We start from the raw sequence: 15808 nt of genomic DNA, 5'->3' as shown, positions 1-15808 counted from the left end.
CTTACCTAGACCTTCACCTTGTCGCGAACCCGGGCGTCGAGCAGTGCATAGCAGGCATCGATGACGATGTTGAGCACGAAGATCGACACTGCCGTCAACAGAACGGCCGCCTGGAGGACGGCGAAGTCGCGCTGCAGGATGGCGTCGATCATCAGCTTTCCGATGCCGGGCCAGCCGAAGATGGCTTCGACGACCACCGCCCCGTTGACGAGTCCGACCATCAGGTCGCCGGCAACGGTCAGCGCCGGTGCGGCGGCATTGCGCAGAGCGTGGTGGGTGACGACCCGAAGATCGCCTGCCCCTTTACTTCTCGCCAACCGAACGTACGGGGCCGACAGGGCCGAGACCATTGCGCCTCGGACCACCTGAGTCAGCACGCCGAGGGGTCGAATGAGCAGTGTCGCGATGGGCAGTACCCAGGAGAGCATTCCGTTGTCGACACCGGAGGTGGGCAGCCAACCGAACAGGATGGCGAAGACGTAGACGCCCATGATGGCGAACCAGAAATCGGGAATGCTGGCTGCGGTCATCGACAGCAGGCTCGAGATACGGTCGGCCAGTGAGTTGGGCCGGTACGCAGCCCAGCACCCGATGATCACGGCACCGAGGATCGCGAGAAACATCGTCGCGAACGCGAGCTGCAACGTTGCGGGGAAGGCACGCAATGCCATCGCCGACGCGTCCTCACCGGTGCGGAGCGACTGCCCGAAGTCGAGTTGAACGACACCCTTGAAGTAGTCCAACAGCTGTGTCAGCACCGGTTGGTCGAAGCCGTTGGTGGCACGGAAGGCCTCGCGTTGGGCCTGGGTGGCCGATTCGGGCAGGTACAGGCTGGTGGGGTCGCCGGTGAGCCGAGCGAGGAAGAACACGCCGAGCAGGACGACGAACAGCGGGATGAGGCTGGTGTAGATCCGTCTGCGGAGAAATCCGAACATGTCAGGGCCTCTCGGTATCGGCGCGGGTCATCGCGGCGAGATGCATTTCGTCGACCGTGGCCGAGTTCGGGGTGTAGTCGACCGAGGACGCCTTGGCGAGTACCCCGTTCATGTGTGCGATGTAGGCCATCTGCATGATGTCCTTCGGTTCGTCGGCGAACACCTGCGCGTACGCGTCCTGGCGGTCCTCGCCGGTCAGCGCACCGGCGGCGGCGATCTTTCTGTCGAATTCCGCAGTGCCGTATGCGCTCTGGAAGCCGTCGCTGGTGAAGTACTGATCGACGGTGAACGCGGAGTCGCCGGCCTGGTTGCCGTGCTGAATCACCAGCAGATACGGCCCGACGTCGGGGAACGGACGCTCCTGATACTCGGCGGTGCCCGCGGCGTCCATCATTTCGATCTTCACGTTCATACCGATCTTGGACAGCGAGTTCTGGATGACCTCCACCGTCTCGTTGATCTTCGGGAACTGCCCGGTGCGTCCGATCAAGCGGATCTCGGTGTCCACGGGTACGCCGTCGGCGCGGGCTTGCTCGATCAACGCGCGGGCCTCGTCCATGTCGTATGGCCACGGTGTCAGGTCCTCGTTGAAGCCCACCACGCCCTCGGAAATCAATTGCTCTGCAGGTGAACCGAGTCCACGAAACAGTGCCTTGACGATGCCCTCGCGATTGATGGCGTAATTGATCGCCTGCCGAACCCGCATGTCGTCCAGTGGCGGTTGAGCCGCCTGGATGCGCAGCGCCGTTGTTTCGTTGTTGGGGTACGCGACTCCGAGGTCGCCCGCTCCGTCCTCGGGTCCGACGGACGTGGCGATCTCGGCCTCACCGTTGGTGACCATCGATGCGCGGACGCTGCCTTCGCTGCGCCACTGGTATTCGGCCCTGGCGTATTCGGGCTTCGGGCCCCAGTAGGTCTCGTTGCGTACGAGCGAGAGCTTCTGGCCGTAGTCCCAACGCTCGATCGCGAACGGTCCCGTGCCGATCGGCTCGCGCACCCGCTCGGTGTAGCTGGCCGTGCGCGGAACCATCTCCACGAACGAGAGGCGCAGCGGCAGAATGGGGTCGGGTTCGGGCGACCGGACGGTCAGCGTCATGGGGTCGACTGCTTTCACCACCAGGTTCGCGTCGCCGAATACGTACCCTTCGACGTTGCATCCCAGTTCGGAGTTGACCGTGCGGTCGATCGAAAAGGCGGCGTCCTCGGCCTCGAAGGGGCTGCCGTCGCTGAACGTCACTCCGGGATGGATCGCGAACGTCCATTCGGTGTCGGAGGTCTGCTCCCAGGAGTCGGCGAGCTTGGGTTCGAGATCTCCGGTGCTGGGGTTGCGTTCCATGAGAGGTTCGGTGATGTTCGAGCGGGTGACGACCCCGACCGACGTGAGCGAGACGTCGCAGGCTTCGAGGGTCGGCGGTTCCTGAGGTAGGACGATGCGAAGAGTATCTGCGCGAGCGGCTCCGCCGTTGTTGGAGTTGGCGACGGTGCAGCCGCTTGCGGCAAGTGAAAGTGACAGTGCGCCAACGGCAATTGCGGCGACGCGATGGTTCCGTCCCTGCTGCACGAAGAGTGCAGGGCTCATGGTGGCCTCCAGTGGGAAAAGGATCCGCGTCTGCGAGTTGCAGCCGAATCTGTGACGGTAGACACACGGTAGGAGCGGGCTGTCTTCACCGTCAACCGGACGAAATGCCCTTTCCGGCCAGTTTTGTGGGTCACAAACCAAGTCTTGATGAGGCTCGAGTCACATGAGAAGTGGGCTGACCAGGCCGGATGGGGGGAAGGCTGGTCAAGCCTGCATCGGCAATGCGTCGTTCATGCCGTTTGGGTATCGGTCCATGTTATTTCCGTGTTGGACAGGTATTCGAGAAGCGGCATACCGTACAGGAAACGCGCACGTTCCACCATCTCGCGAGGAGAACAATGGTCACCGTCAGCTCGCAGAGTTACTCTGTGTCTCAACCGGATTCGCAACAAGGCGGCCGGGTGCTCCGAGTCGGACCGCTCAAGCCGTCGCTGATGGACACGTTGGTTGCCGAGTACGACGCGCTGGAACTGCCCGAGGGGGATGGTCGCGACGAGTTTCTCGATATGCACGGCGAATCGATCACTGCAGTGGTCACCTCCGGCCGGACCGGCGTCGATGCCGCGCTGATGGAGCGGTTGCCGCAGCTCGGAGCCGTGGTGAACTTCGGCGTCGGCTACGACACCACCGACGTCGACGCGGCGGCAGACCGCGGTATCGCCGTCAGCAACACTCCCGACGTGTTGACCGACTGTGTGGCGGACCTCGCGGTCGGTCTGGTGATCGACACCATGCGTGGGCTGTCCTCCGCCGAGAGGTTCGTGCGTGCCGGTCGGTGGCCGGCCGAGGGCAACACGCCACTGACGCGTCAGGTCACCGGCAAGCGTGTGGGGATCATCGGCCTCGGGCGCATCGGCTCGGCAATTGCCGATCGGCTCACAGGGTTTCGCTGCGAGATCTCGTACCACAATCGCAACGAAATCGACGGTTCGCCGTACACGTATGCAGCCAGTCCACAAGCGCTGGCCGACGGTGTCGACGTCTTGATCATCGCGGCGTCGGGAGGCTCGGGAACTGCCCATCTGGTCGATCGTGCAGTGCTCGAAGCGCTGGGGCCGCAGGGATATCTGATCAACGTCGCACGCGGAAGCGTCGTCGACGAGGAAGCGCTGATCGAGTTGCTCGCCGCGGGGCAGCTGGCCGGAGCCGGTCTCGACGTGTTCGCCCACGAACCGAACGTGCCCGACGCCCTGCTGGGGATGGACAACGTGGTGCTGCTGCCGCACGTGGGCAGCGGTACGGTGGAGACGCGGGCCGCGATGGAAGCACTCACGCTCGAGAACCTCGATCGCTTCCTGGCCGACGGCACCCTCGTCACGCCGGTGACGCAGTGACCGTCGTCGTCGGCTACTCGCCGACCATCGAAGGAAAAGGCGCGCTGCCCTTCGCTTTTCGCGAGGCGCACATGCGTGGAACGGACCTGCTCATCGTGGCCGAGGACAACAGCGCAGCCGACGCCGACTTCGCTGCCACCGTCGAGTCGGCTCGCGAGGAGACTTCGGCCGTCGGTGTCACGACGAAGATCCACGACAACGAAGCGGGCCGCTCACACGCCGACAATCTGATCGACCTGTCGTTCGACGAGCAGGCTCAGCTGGTCGTGATCGGGATCCGACGTCGATCGCCCGTCGGAAAGTTGTTCATGGGCAGCATCTCTCAGCGCGTACTGCTCGAGGCACACTGCCCGGTGACGGCCGTCAAGCCGCCGGTCGGGACGCCGCGGTAGTTCGGTGGCGTGTGCGGCGAAGGATGTCGTTGAGGACGTTGCAGCACGCCGCCCAGAAACTCGTAGGCACGAAACTTCGGGCGGTTACGCGCTGATCCATCTCTCCAAGAATGTGGCGTAGCGGTTTCTGGAATTCAGTGGTGCTCGAACTGGCATGTCGATTTCGTGTCGGTGGGTCGGGCTACGGTCCTTCTTGTTCACGGGAGAGCGTGGTGGGTCACCCGCCACGCGTTTGACCCTGCCGCAGGAAAGGAACCCGGTCAGTGCCAGCGCAAGCCTGGATCACCCTCATCGTCGGTCTGCTTGCCGTCGTCGGCGTAGTGGGAACTGTCAGCCAGCGCACTCGGGCGGACAACCGTTCCCAATCCTGGCAACGCATCACTTGGTGTCTCGGGCGGACCGTCAGCGAAAATGACGACGAAGCCGCACTCGGTTGGAGAGTATTTGGCACCGTCGCCACAACACCGTTCATCGCCAAGACCGACCGCCGCACACTACGGGTCATCGCCGATCACATCGTGACCGAATCTGACGACGTCCTGGCAGAAAGCGGCGGCAGCAGCGACAATGGAACCGACACAGACACGGAGGACCCGCGATGACCACCACGGAGAACCGCCCGGCACGCCGCGGCCGGTCGATGAAGGTCCGCTCTGCCGCCGCGCAAGCCTCGATCGCGCTCCGCGAGTACGACAAAGACCCTGTCCCGCAGTGGCTGCGCGACATCGCAGCAGGCAAGGACGTGTCCATACCGAAAGAGTGACCCCCCAGGCAACGCCGGAAGGTTCGCGCGGCAGCTGCCGGACCTCGATCGAGCTCCATGCCGGGTAATCATTGATCTGCTCACAGTCGCAGGTAGGCATCTGGACAATAAGTGGGCAAACGCGCGCAGGCCTTCGGCGTCTCCCATCGGACCGCACTCGCGCCGTCACGGTCCTGCACGCAACTCGATCAGCGGCGCATCACGACCACTCCCGCGTCGGCAGCACATCGGTCATGAAGCGGTGCAGTGCCGGGTTGTCGTTGTCCACGCGCCATGCCGCGTCGAGTTCGACGGGGCGTTCCTTCACGGTCCGAACCGGCCGGAACACAACACCTTCCGGCCGCATGGTCGACGCCGACTCCGGTACCAATGCCAATCCGATGCCGGAACGAACGAGCACCAGCATCGTGTGCACCTGGGTCACGTACTGCACGTAGCGCGGGGACACCCCGACGATGGTGAAGGTGCTGATCAGCAGCTCGTGAAAGTACCGCGCGTCGACGGGCGAGTACATGATGATCGGCTGCTCGTCGAAGTCCTCCACCGACAGCTCGTCTTTCGCGGCCAGCGGGTGCGCCTCGGGCATCGCTGCGATCAACGATTCGTGCAGCACCGGTCGGGATGAGATGCCCGGTCGCTTGAGTGGTGGTCTGGCCAACCCGAGATCGATATCGCCGATGGCCAACGATTCCATCTGCACTGCCGAGACCATTTCGCGTAGAACGAGTTTGACGTCCGGTAGCTTCTCGCGGGCGGCGTCGAGCAACTGCGGGAGCACCGCGTGCGCCGAGGCGCCGGTGAATCCGACGACCACCGTTCCGAGATCGCCGGTGGGAACGCGTCGGACGGTGAGCAGTGCGCCCTCGGCGAGGTCGAGGATGCGTCGGGCCTCGGGTAGGAAGGCCAGGCCCGCCGCGGTCAGCGTCACCGACCGACTGGTGCGATCGATCAGCTGCACGCCGACCTCGCTTTCGAGCTGTTGAATCTGCCTGCTCAGCGGAGGCTGCGTCATGTGCAGTCGTTCGGCGGCGCGGCCGAAGTGCAACTCCTCGGCGACGGCGATGAAGCAGGACAGCCTGTTGAGCGAGAACATCGATTCACTCCTTGCATCGCGCTGGCAGTTTCGCGGAACCTTTACGTATCAATCTAGCGTAGGCCGACGGTCACGACGATTAGCAACCTTCTCTCCAGTAAGAGTAGAGTTCGCGCGCAGCATCCCTCCGCACCCATCGAATGGAGTCGTCGTGTCTCGAGCTGCCCAGGTGCCAGTCACCGCCGTCGAAGACGTCTCGGTGCTGGGTGCGTTGCGCTCGCCGAAGCGACTCAAGACCGAAGTGCTCGCAGGCCTGGTGGTGGCACTGGCGCTGATTCCGGAAGCCATCTCGTTCTCGATCATTGCCGGTGTCGATCCACGCGTCGGGCTGTTCGCGTCGTTCACCATGGCCGTCACCATCTCCATCGTCGGTGGCCGCCCGGCGATGATCTCCGCTGCTACCGGGGCAATTGCGCTGGTCGTCGCCCCGCTGGCTCGGGACTACGGCCTCGACTACCTCATTGCAGCGGTGATCCTCGGAGGAGTCCTGCAGGTCGTGCTCAGCGTTCTCGGCGTCGCCAAGCTGATGCGCTTCATCCCGCGCAGCGTGATGATCGGCTTCGTCAACGCGTTGGCGATCCTGATCTTCAGCTCCCAGGTGCCGTACCTGATCGGGGTGCCGTGGTTGGTGTACCCGATGGTCGCCGTTGGCCTGCTCATCATGTTCTTTCTGCCCAAGCTCACCACGATCGTCCCGGCACCGTTGATCGCCATTGTGATACTCACCGGGGTCACGCTCGTGTTCGCGCTCGCGGTCCCGGATGTGGGCGACGAGGGCGAGCTGCCGTCCTCGCTGCCGTCGTTCTTGATCCCGGACGTACCGTTCACGTTCGACACACTGAGCATCATCGCGCCGTTCGCTCTGGCGATCGCATTGGTGGGTCTGCTCGAATCGCTGATGACGGCCAAGCTCGTCGACGACATCACCGACTCGCATTCCGACAAGACCCGCGAGGGTTGGGGCCAGGGCGTGGCCAATCTGGTCACCGGATTCACCGGCGGCATGGGCGGTTGCGCGATGATCGGTCAGACCATGATCAACGTCAAGGTTTCTGGTGCCCGCACCCGTATCTCGACGTTCCTCGCCGGCGTCTTTCTGCTGATCCTGGTGGTCGGTCTCGGCGACATCGTTGCGCTGATCCCGATGGCCGCGCTCGTCGCCGTCATGATCATGGTCTCCGTCGGAACCTTCGACTGGCACAGCATCAACCCGAAGACGTTGCGGCGCATGCCCAAGAGCGAAACCCTCGTCATGGTCGCGACCGTGGCAGTCACCGTGATCACCCACAACCTCGCGTACGGCGTCGTCGTCGGTGTGGTCACCGCGATGGTGCTGTTCGCTCGCCGGGTCGCGCACCTCACCGAGGTCGTCGATGTGGCTCATCCCGACGAGGACACTCGCGTCTACGCGGTGAAGGGCGAGTTGTTCTTCGCGTCGAGCAACGATTTGATCTATCAGTTCGACTACGTGGGGGATCCGAAGAACGTGGTCATCGACATGTCGGAGTCGCACATCTGGGACGCCTCGACTGTCGCGACCCTCGACGCCATCACCACCAAGTACGCCGCGAAGGGCAAGACGGTGCAGATCATCGGCCTGAACGCGCCCTCGATCGAACGGCACGATCGTCTCAGTGGAAACCTCGGTGCCGAGCACTGACTAGGGTGGACGCTCGGGCGAAGAGAGGCGGCACATGACGGACGACGACATGCACATGCAGATCGGGCAGGTAGCTCAGCGAACCGAGCTGTCCATCCGCACCGTCCGTCACTACGACGACGTGGGCCTGGTAGCGCCTTCTGCCCGGTCCGCAGGCGGATTTCGGTTGTACACCGAGGCCGACGTCGAACGCCTGCTCGTCATTCGCCGAATGAAGCCCCTCGACTTCACCCTGGCCGAGATGAAACAGCTACTGGAATCTCTCGACATTCTGGGCGACGAGAACGCGACCGACGATGCTCGATCGTCGGCCGCAGCGTTCGTTCGCGAGTGCCACACCAAGGCCGAGGACAGCTGCCGCACGTTGCGGCGGCAGCTCGCCTACGCCGAGGAGCTGACCGAGGTGCTGTCGACTCGCGGGGCAGCTGCCCAGCTCTAGCCGTCGACGACCACCGGGACGATGAGGGGCTGACGGCCCAGGGTCTGCTTGGCCCAGCGGGCCGACTCCTGCACGATGCGCTTCTCGATGTTCTCGCGAGAAGCAACCTTGACGTCGCTCTCGCGCGTGAGGGTCTTGCCGATCGCCTTGGCCAACGAGTCGAAAGCGTTGGCCTCGTGCGCGAATCCGCGTCCGATGAAATCGACGTCGTCGACCAGCAGGCCGGTATCGGGGTCCACGATGGCGATGACGGTCAGGACGCCCTCGTTGGCGAGCAGGCGTCGGTCGGCCAGCGAATCCTCCGTCACACCACCGACGGAACTGCCGTCGACGTAGATCAGCTCGATGGGGACGGAGCCGGTGATCTGCGCGACGCCGTCGAACAGGTCGATGACGCTTCCGTTCTCGGCGATCAGGACGCGATCGCGAGGAACACCGGTCCTGATTGCGAGATCGGCGTTGGCGCGCAGGTGCCGCGATTCACCGTGTACGGGAAGCACATTGGCGGGTTCGAGGATGTTGTAGCAGTAGACGAGCTCGCCTGCGCTGGCGTGACCGGAGACGTGCACCTTGGCATTTCCCTTGTGCACCACGCGCGCACCCTTGTCCACGAGACCGTTGATGACGCGGTAGATCGCGTTCTCGTTTCCCGGGATGAGGCTGCTCGCCATCAGTACGGTGTCGCCGTCGCCGACCTTGATCTGGTGTTCGCCCGAGGCCATCCGTGACAGTGCGGCCAGCGGCTCGCCCTGGGATCCGGTGCAGATCAGCGTGATCTTGTTCGCCGGAAGACGATTGAGCTTCGGCAGGTCCACGACGAGCCCGTCGGGCACATCGAGGTAGTTCAGATCGGTGGCAATCTTCATGTTGCGCACCATCGATCGGCCCACGAACGCCACTTTGCGGCCCTGGGCATGCGCGGCGTCGAGTACCTGCTGAATGCGGTGGACGTGACTGGCGAAGCTCGACACGATCACGCGTCCCGTGGTTTCGCGGAACACCTTCTCGATGGCCGGGACCAGGTCACGTTCGGAGACCATGAAGCCGGGAACCTCGGCGTTGGTGGAGTCCACGAGGAGTAGGTCGAGACCCTCCTCGCCGAGGCGCGCGAAGCTACGGAGGTCGGTGATCCGACCATCGAGCGGAAACTGGTCCATCTTGAAGTCGCCGGTGTGCAGCACCAGCCCGGCGTCGGTACGAATGGCGATGGCCAGACCGTCGGGGATCGAGTGGTTGACGGCGATGAATTCGAGCTCGAACGGGCCTTCCTGACGCGTCTGCCCCGCCTCGACTTCGATCAGCTTCGTCGAGACCTTGAACTCCTCGAATTTGGCGGCGAGGAAATGCAGCGTCAGCCGCGACGAGATGACGGGAATGTCGCCCCGTTCGCGGAGCAGGTAGGGGACACCGCCGATGTGGTCCTCGTGCCCGTGGGTGAGAACGATGGCGACGACGTCGTCGAGACGGTCCCGGATGCAGCTCCAGTCCGGCAGGATGACGTCGACGCCCGGCTGATGCTCCTCGGGGAACAGCACGCCGCAGTCGACGATGAGCAGTTTTCCGTCGAATTCGAAGACGGTCATGTTCCGGCCGATCTCGCCGAGACCGCCGGTCGCGATCACGCGAAGGTGCCCTGCCGAAAGCGCGGAGGAGGATCGCTTTCTCGGTGCGGCGGGGGATCTGCGGTTCCGTGGTGATCTCGACATGCCTCTTACGCTACGGGGGGCCTCCGACCTGGTGTCGACCCCGGTCCGAACAGTGTCGATTTGCGTCAACTCTACTATTGCGTAAGCGTAGGGATCAGTTTCCTGACTGTTCCTTCCCGCCCGATGTGTGCGGGATGCGTGAGATGCCCATCGGGCTCCACGAACAAAGCCTTCGGGCGCAGCGATGCGCCCACCCCCTGGATGAGACCGGCCGTTCGTCGGCACGTCCGCATCCATCGATCACGAATGGAGAGATATGAGCGACTCCGCCGAGCGGATTCCGACCGTCATGAGTGCCCTGCGGTCCCCGCGAATGCTGAAGACCGAGGTGCTGGCCGGCCTGGTTGTCGCGTTGGCGCTGATTCCCGAGGCAATAGCCTTCTCGATCATTGCGGGTGTCGATCCGCGAGTGGGCCTGTTCGCGTCCTTCACGATGGCCGTGTCCATCGCGTTCCTGGGCGGCCGCCCCGCGATGATCTCTGCGGCCACCGGGGCAATTGCCCTGGTCATCGCTCCCGTCGCCAAGCAGTACGGCCTCGACTACTTCATCGCCACGGTCATCCTCGCCGGCGTCCTCCAAGTGATCTTCGGGGTCCTCGGCGTCGCCAAGTTGATGCGCTTCATCCCACGTAGCGTCATGGTCGGCTTCGTCAATGCACTGGCCATTCTGATCTTCACCTCGCAGTTTCCTGCGTTGATCGGCGTGCCGTGGCTGGTCTACCCGCTGGTGGCCGTCGGTCTGCTGATCATGGTCCTGCTCCCCAGGATCACGTCCGTCGTGCCCGCGCCGCTCGTGGCCATCGTGCTGCTGACCGTTGCCACGGTGGTGTTCGCGCTGAACGTTCCCAACGTCGGTGGCGAGGGCGAACTGCCGTCGAGCCTGCCCGCACTGCTGATCCCCGACGTCCCGTTCAACCTCGAAACGTTGAGCATCATTGCGCCGTACGCCCTTGCCATGGCCGTCGTCGGACTGCTCGAATCGCTGCTCACGGCCAAACTGGTGGACGACGTCACCGACACGCACTCGAACAAGACCCGGGAGAGTTGGGGTCAGGGCGCAGCGAACGTCATCACCGGATTCTTCGGCGGCATGGGTGGGTGCGCGATGGTCGGCCAGACGATGATCAACGTCAAAGCCTCGGGTGCCCGGACGCGCATCTCCACGTTCCTTGCCGGGGTGTTCCTGCTGATCCTGGTGGTCGGACTGGGTGACATCGTTGCGCTGATCCCGATGGCCGCACTCGCCGCCGTCATGATCATGGTTGCGATCGGCACGATGGATTGGCACAGCATCAGCCCGAAGACGTTGCGGCGCATGCCCAAGAGCGAAACGGCAGTCATGGTGGCAACCGTGGTCGTCACCGTCGCCACCCACAATCTCGCCTACGGCGTCGTCGTCGGCGTCGTCACCGCGATGGTGCTGTTCGCTCGCAGGGTCGCGCACCTCACCGAGGTCGTCGACGTGGCGCATCCCGACGAGGACACCCGCGTCTACGCGGTGAAGGGGGAGTTGTTCTTCGCGTCCAGCAACGACCTCGTCTATCAGTTCGACTACGCGGGTGATCCTCGACATGTCGTCATCGACCTCAGCGGTGCCCATGTCTGGGATGCATCCACGGTCGCCACGCTCGATGCCATCACCACGAAATACGAGGCAAAGGGCAAGCGAGCGGAGATCGTCGGCCTCGACGCGGTGTCTGCGCAGCGGCATGTCCGGCTGACCGGGCAGCTGTCGGGCGGCCATTGACGACCGTTCGCCGATCGACCGATTCCATTGCGGAATCACGCGTCATCACTTTAAAGTGATGACGCGCATCATCGGATTGCGCCTCGTGCGGGAAGGTTCGTCGGCATGCACATTCACACCGTGGTGATCATCGGCAGTGGGTTCGGTGGCCAGTGCGCCGCCAAAGCGCTGCTCGATCGAGGGATCGACGACTTCGTGATCCTCGAGAGGCGTCCGTTCCTGGGCGGCACGTGGAAGCAGAATCGATACCCCGGCGCAGCCGTCGACGTGCAGAGTCCGCTCTATTCCATCGCGTCGGAGCCCTTCGAGTGGTCGCGTATGTTCGCCGAACGCGAGGAGCTGGAGCGGTACACCGACCACGTGCTCGAATCGAACGGTCTGCCGGCTCGAACGCACGTCGACACCGACGTCCGGAGAATCGAATGGGCCGGAGACCACTGGCTGATCACCACCTCGCGGGGCGACTACGCGGCGACGTTCGTCGTCAACGCGTCGGGACCGCTCAGTACACCCGTCGTCCCGCCGTTCCCCGGCCGGGAGAAGTTCCAGGGCACCCAGTTCCACACCAACGACTGGGACACCTCCTATGATCACGCCGGGAAACGGGTGGCGATCGTCGGCAGCGGGGCCAGCGCGGCACAGGTGATTCCCGCGATCCAACCCGACGTGGAGCAACTGCACGTCTTTCAGCGCACCCCGCACTGGGTGATGCCGCGCCACGATCGTGAATTCACAGCGCTTCAGCGAAAGCTGTTGCGTAGGGAACCGATTCGAAGGACGGTTCGCGCCGGGATCTACTGGACCCTCGAGACGCGCATTCTGGGCTTCAAGTACTCACGGACGATGCTGAAGGCCGTGGCGCAGCGAACTGCGCTGAAGCACATCGAGTCTCAGGTTCCGGATCCCGAGCTTCGAGCGAAGGTCACCCCCGACTACACCATCGGATGCAAGCGGGTACTGCTGTCCAACACGTTGTATCCCGCGCTTGGGCAGCCGAACGTGACCCTGCACGACAAGAACGATGGCATCGCCGAGATCACCGAGACCGGGATCGTCACCACCACAGGCGAACACGTCGATATCGATCTTCTGGTGTGGTCCACCGGATACGACGCCACCGACGGCGTCATCTCGTATCCGGTGATCGGCCGGGACGGCCGCGCCCTGTCCGACGTCTGGGATCCCTATCCCCGCGCCTACCTCGGCACCACGATTCCCGGTTTCCCCAACCTCTTCGTCGTCACCGGTCCGAACACCGGCATCGGCCACACCTCGGCGATCTTCCTCATCGAGGCACAGATGGAGTACATCGTGCGGGCCGTCGATGCCGTCCGACAGGCCGGAGCGACGGCCATCGAGGTCACTGCCGCCGCAGAGCGGGAGTACACCGACACGATTCATCGCGAGATGGAGGGCACCGTCTGGAAGGACGGCGGCTGCCACAGCTGGTACCAGTCGAAGTCCGGGCATGTCGTGGCCATGTTCCCCGGCTTCAGTTTCACTTTCCGGCGGTGGGCCAAGCGTTTTCGGCCGGAAGCCCATCACATCCACCGGTCATCCACCGACGTGACGACGAAGGACGAGGTGTCGGCATGAAGGATTTCTCGGGCCGGGTAGCGCTGATCACCGGAGCGGCGGGCGGCATCGGTTCCGCCGTGGCCACCGCACTGCATCGACGCGGTGCCTCGGTCGTTCTGGTCGACATGGCGTCGACCGATCTCGAATCGGTGGCGGCGACACTGGGCAATCGGCGCGTGGCGATCGCGTATGCCGATGTCACCGTCAGAGAGCAACTCGACGCGGCGGTTGCGACCGCAATCGAGACGTTCGGCACGCTCGACATCGTGATGGCGAATGCGGGAATCTCCAGCGGTGCACAGGCATCGACGATCCGTTCCGTCGACGACGGTGTGTTCGAGAGAGTCATCGGGGTCAATCTCGTCGGGGTGTGGAACACGGTGCGGGCAGCGCTGCCGCACATCGTCGAGTCCGGGGGTTACGTGCTGCTCACCTCCTCGACGTACGCCTATCTCAACGGGCTGGCGAACGCGCCGTACGCGGCGTCGAAGGCGGCCGTCGAACAACTCGGTCGCGCGTTGCGGGCGGAACTCGCGGGGACGAAAGCGACGGCCGGAGTGCTGTACCCGGGCTGGGTGGCCACTCCCATTGCCGACGTGGCGTTCGGCGGCGACACCGTCGCGACGGCGATGACTGCCCGCGCCTTTCCCGCGCCACTGCTCCGCCCGATCACACCGGACAAGCTTGCCCGCGTGGCCGTACGAGGCATCGGACGCCGAGCCGCGCGCATCGCCGTGCCCGGTCGCTGGATTCCGATCTCGGTATTGCGCGGCATCGTCAACCCGATCATGGATGCCACGATGGAGCGAGACGACGAATTGATCCGTCTGACTGCCGAACTGGATGCCCGACGGTCATGAGCGCAACAGTCGACGTGCCCGGCCGGGCCTACGGCGGTGAGAGTGCCGCCGACCGCGACGACCGTAGGCGACGGCAGCTGCTGGACGCGGGCCTGCGGGTGTTCGGCAGCGTCGGGTACCGCGCCGCGACCGTCCGCGGACTGTGCCGCGAGGCCAAGATCGCCGACCGGCACTTCTATCAGTATTTCGACAAGACCGAAGACCTCCTGCTCGCGGTCTACGCAGAATGCATTGCACACCTGACGGACTCGGTGTCCGAAGCCATGGCAGAGGTAGATCCTGACGGTGGTCTCGGGGCCGTTGCGAGGCAGCTGCTCGAACCGTTCTTTCAGGTTGTCGAGGACCCGCACCTTGCCCGCGTGGTGTGGATGGAGGTGCTGGGGGTCAGTCCTCGCGTCGAGCAGACCTATCTGACGGTGATGCACGAGTTCGGTGTTCTGCTGCTCGGCTACCTCCGCACGTTCGCGGGCGAGGTGCCGTCGGGCCCCGATATGGATGTCGACCTGCTCGCGACCGCCGCCATCGGCGGCATCAGCCACACCGCGATGACGTGGTACCAGAGCGGTTACGTCGCAGAGCGCCGCATCGTCGTCGCCACCATTGCGACCATGCTTGCCCACATCGTTGCGCCGCTGACAGTGGAATCGGCGCGCGGCTAGACCAGGCTCCGGGAACACCGTCCGGTCGACACGGGCCATCGTCGATCTGCCGTTCCGCGAGGTCGGCGTCTCGCGCTGACCTACTCGTGGATGGTGGTGCGGTTTCGGCCCTGATTCTTCGACTCGTACAGTGCGCGGTCGGCGCGCTCGAGGGTGGTGCGCGCCGATTCGCTGCCCTGCCGACCCGCTACGCCCACCGAGATCGTCAGGTCCGACGGCAGCTCCCGCCGGACGCGGTCGACGGCGTCACTCAGTTCCATGGATGTGCCCGTCGCGCACAACACCGTGAATTCGTCGCCGCCCGAACGGCTCAGCAGGTACTGCGGGGGCAGGCAGTTGCGTAGTGCGGACGACACGATCTCGAGTGTGCGATCACCGGCTGCATGACCGTGGTCGTCGTTGATCGCTTTGAAGCGATCGATGTCCACCACCGCGATGGCGTCGATCTTTCCGCTCGCCACCGTTCCCGGCCGAGCGTCCAACTCACGGGTGAGGCGCCGTCGATTCGCGAGCTGGGTGAGATGGTCGATCTCGGACGTCGACGCCACGCTCTGGACCCAGGCTGCGGAGATCGCGATGGCGACGAGCACGAGTTGGGCGTTGATCACCAGGACGGGATGGATATCACCGACGACGGTGCCCAAGTAGGCAACGTACACGGCATTGAGAACCGTCGTCCGCCAGGCGATGCGGTTGGGCAGCACGATGAAAGCCGGCGTCACCAGAAGTAGCTGGAGGAAGATACCGGACATGGCCGGGATCGCCCCGCCCGCCGCGGTGCAGAACAGGGCGATGCTCGTCAGACCGGACAGGTGCATCGCCAGGTAGAGGCGACGAGACAGCACCGGTGCCGCCGCGACCATGTAGATGCCCAGCGCGCACCAGGCCACCGCCAGGACGAGCAGCACAGTCGCCGCCCGAGGCGAAGCCCCGACGACGGTCACGACACCCACCAGCCCACTGACGAGACAGTTGACCCCAGACGTTCGCGCGACTGGCGTGGGGGAATACTGCCAACCGGTGTTCACACGACAAACCTCTCGCACGGATCCCCTCGACCCGG

At 64.3% G+C, this 15808-nt stretch carries 15 protein-coding genes; 10 read left to right on the top strand and 5 right to left on the bottom strand.

Going from position 1 to position 15808, the window contains the following annotated elements; translation table 11 throughout:
* Positions 1-5 precede the first annotated feature (5 nt).
* Both MTX35_RS12550 and MTX35_RS12545 read right to left on the bottom strand, forming a co-directional pair.
* Positions 6-935, bottom strand: a complete 930-nt coding sequence (locus tag MTX35_RS12550) for an ABC transporter permease (RefSeq protein WP_243595273.1) — start codon at positions 933-935, stop codon at positions 6-8.
* 1 nt (position 936) lies between these two features.
* Complete coding sequence (locus MTX35_RS12545) at positions 937-2514, bottom strand: ABC transporter substrate-binding protein (protein ID WP_243595272.1); 1578 nt, start codon at positions 2512-2514, stop codon at positions 937-939.
* A 338-nt stretch (positions 2515-2852) separates the two neighbouring features.
* On the opposite strand from MTX35_RS12545, the gene MTX35_RS12540 reads away from it, so the two are divergent.
* The 4 genes from MTX35_RS12540 to MTX35_RS12525 all read left to right on the top strand — a co-directional run bounded on the left by MTX35_RS12540 (position 2853) and on the right by MTX35_RS12525 (position 5003).
* Positions 2853-3848 (top strand): 2-hydroxyacid dehydrogenase, encoded by a 996-nt coding sequence (locus MTX35_RS12540; protein WP_243595271.1) that lies wholly within the window; start codon positions 2853-2855, stop codon positions 3846-3848.
* Entirely contained in the window at positions 3845-4240 is a 396-nt protein-coding gene (locus MTX35_RS12535; RefSeq protein ID WP_243595270.1) for a universal stress protein, read from the top strand. Before MTX35_RS12540 ends, MTX35_RS12535 begins: the two co-directional genes overlap by 4 nt.
* 263 nt (positions 4241-4503) lie before the next feature.
* On the top strand, positions 4504-4842 hold the full coding sequence (locus MTX35_RS12530; protein ID WP_243595269.1) for a hypothetical protein: 339 nt from the start codon (positions 4504-4506) through the stop codon (positions 4840-4842).
* Positions 4839-5003 carry a hypothetical protein gene (locus MTX35_RS12525; RefSeq protein WP_243595268.1) on the top strand — a complete coding sequence of 55 codons (165 nt, stop codon included), beginning with the start codon at positions 4839-4841 and terminating at the stop codon, positions 5001-5003. Before MTX35_RS12530 ends, MTX35_RS12525 begins: the two co-directional genes overlap by 4 nt.
* Before the next feature lie 199 nt (positions 5004-5202).
* Here the strand turns inward: MTX35_RS12525 and MTX35_RS12520 are convergent, their stop codons facing one another.
* Complete coding sequence (locus MTX35_RS12520) at positions 5203-6096, bottom strand: LysR substrate-binding domain-containing protein (protein WP_243595267.1); 894 nt, start codon at positions 6094-6096, stop codon at positions 5203-5205.
* A 151-nt stretch (positions 6097-6247) separates the two neighbouring features.
* On the opposite strand from MTX35_RS12520, the gene MTX35_RS12515 reads away from it, so the two are divergent.
* Both MTX35_RS12515 and MTX35_RS12510 read left to right on the top strand, forming a co-directional pair.
* On the top strand, positions 6248-7756 hold the full coding sequence (locus MTX35_RS12515; RefSeq protein WP_243595266.1) for a SulP family inorganic anion transporter: 1509 nt from the start codon (positions 6248-6250) through the stop codon (positions 7754-7756).
* 34 nt (positions 7757-7790) lie between these two features.
* Entirely contained in the window at positions 7791-8195 is a 405-nt protein-coding gene (locus MTX35_RS12510) for a MerR family transcriptional regulator (RefSeq protein ID WP_243595265.1), read from the top strand.
* On the opposite strand, the gene MTX35_RS12505 is transcribed toward MTX35_RS12510, so the two are convergent.
* Positions 8192-9817 (bottom strand): ribonuclease J, encoded by a 1626-nt coding sequence (locus MTX35_RS12505; protein ID WP_374230284.1) that lies wholly within the window; start codon positions 9815-9817, stop codon positions 8192-8194. The two genes, MTX35_RS12510 and MTX35_RS12505, sit on opposite strands and share 4 nt — an antisense overlap.
* A gap of 340 nt (positions 9818-10157) precedes the next feature.
* Here MTX35_RS12505 and MTX35_RS12500 point away from each other — a divergent pair, with 340 nt between their 5' ends.
* The 4 genes from MTX35_RS12500 (at position 10158) to MTX35_RS12485 (ending at position 14745) form a co-directional block, all read left to right on the top strand.
* Entirely contained in the window at positions 10158-11648 is a 1491-nt protein-coding gene (locus tag MTX35_RS12500; RefSeq protein ID WP_243595263.1) for a SulP family inorganic anion transporter, read from the top strand.
* A 105-nt stretch (positions 11649-11753) separates the two neighbouring features.
* On the top strand, positions 11754-13244 hold the full coding sequence (locus MTX35_RS12495; protein ID WP_243595262.1) for an NAD(P)/FAD-dependent oxidoreductase: 1491 nt from the start codon (positions 11754-11756) through the stop codon (positions 13242-13244).
* A complete protein-coding gene (locus MTX35_RS12490; RefSeq protein WP_243595261.1) occupies positions 13241-14086 on the top strand; it encodes an SDR family NAD(P)-dependent oxidoreductase in 846 nt (281 codons plus the stop codon). Before MTX35_RS12495 ends, MTX35_RS12490 begins: the two co-directional genes overlap by 4 nt.
* Positions 14083-14745 (top strand): TetR/AcrR family transcriptional regulator, encoded by a 663-nt coding sequence (locus MTX35_RS12485; RefSeq protein ID WP_243595260.1) that lies wholly within the window; start codon positions 14083-14085, stop codon positions 14743-14745. The genes MTX35_RS12490 and MTX35_RS12485 overlap by 4 nt, the downstream gene beginning before the upstream one ends.
* 80 nt (positions 14746-14825) lie before the next feature.
* On the opposite strand, the gene MTX35_RS12480 is transcribed toward MTX35_RS12485, so the two are convergent.
* Positions 14826-15689 (bottom strand): GGDEF domain-containing protein, encoded by an 864-nt coding sequence (locus MTX35_RS12480; protein ID WP_243595259.1) that lies wholly within the window; start codon positions 15687-15689, stop codon positions 14826-14828.
* Positions 15690-15808 lie beyond the last annotated feature (119 nt).

Origin of the sequence: Rhodococcus sp. ARC_M12, from assembly GCF_022810385.1 — a bacterium.
Lineage (GTDB): Bacteria > Actinomycetota > Actinomycetes > Mycobacteriales > Mycobacteriaceae > Rhodococcoides > Rhodococcoides navarretei.
Note: the sequence above shows the minus strand (reverse complement) of the source record. Positions and strands in the feature narration are given on the sequence as shown.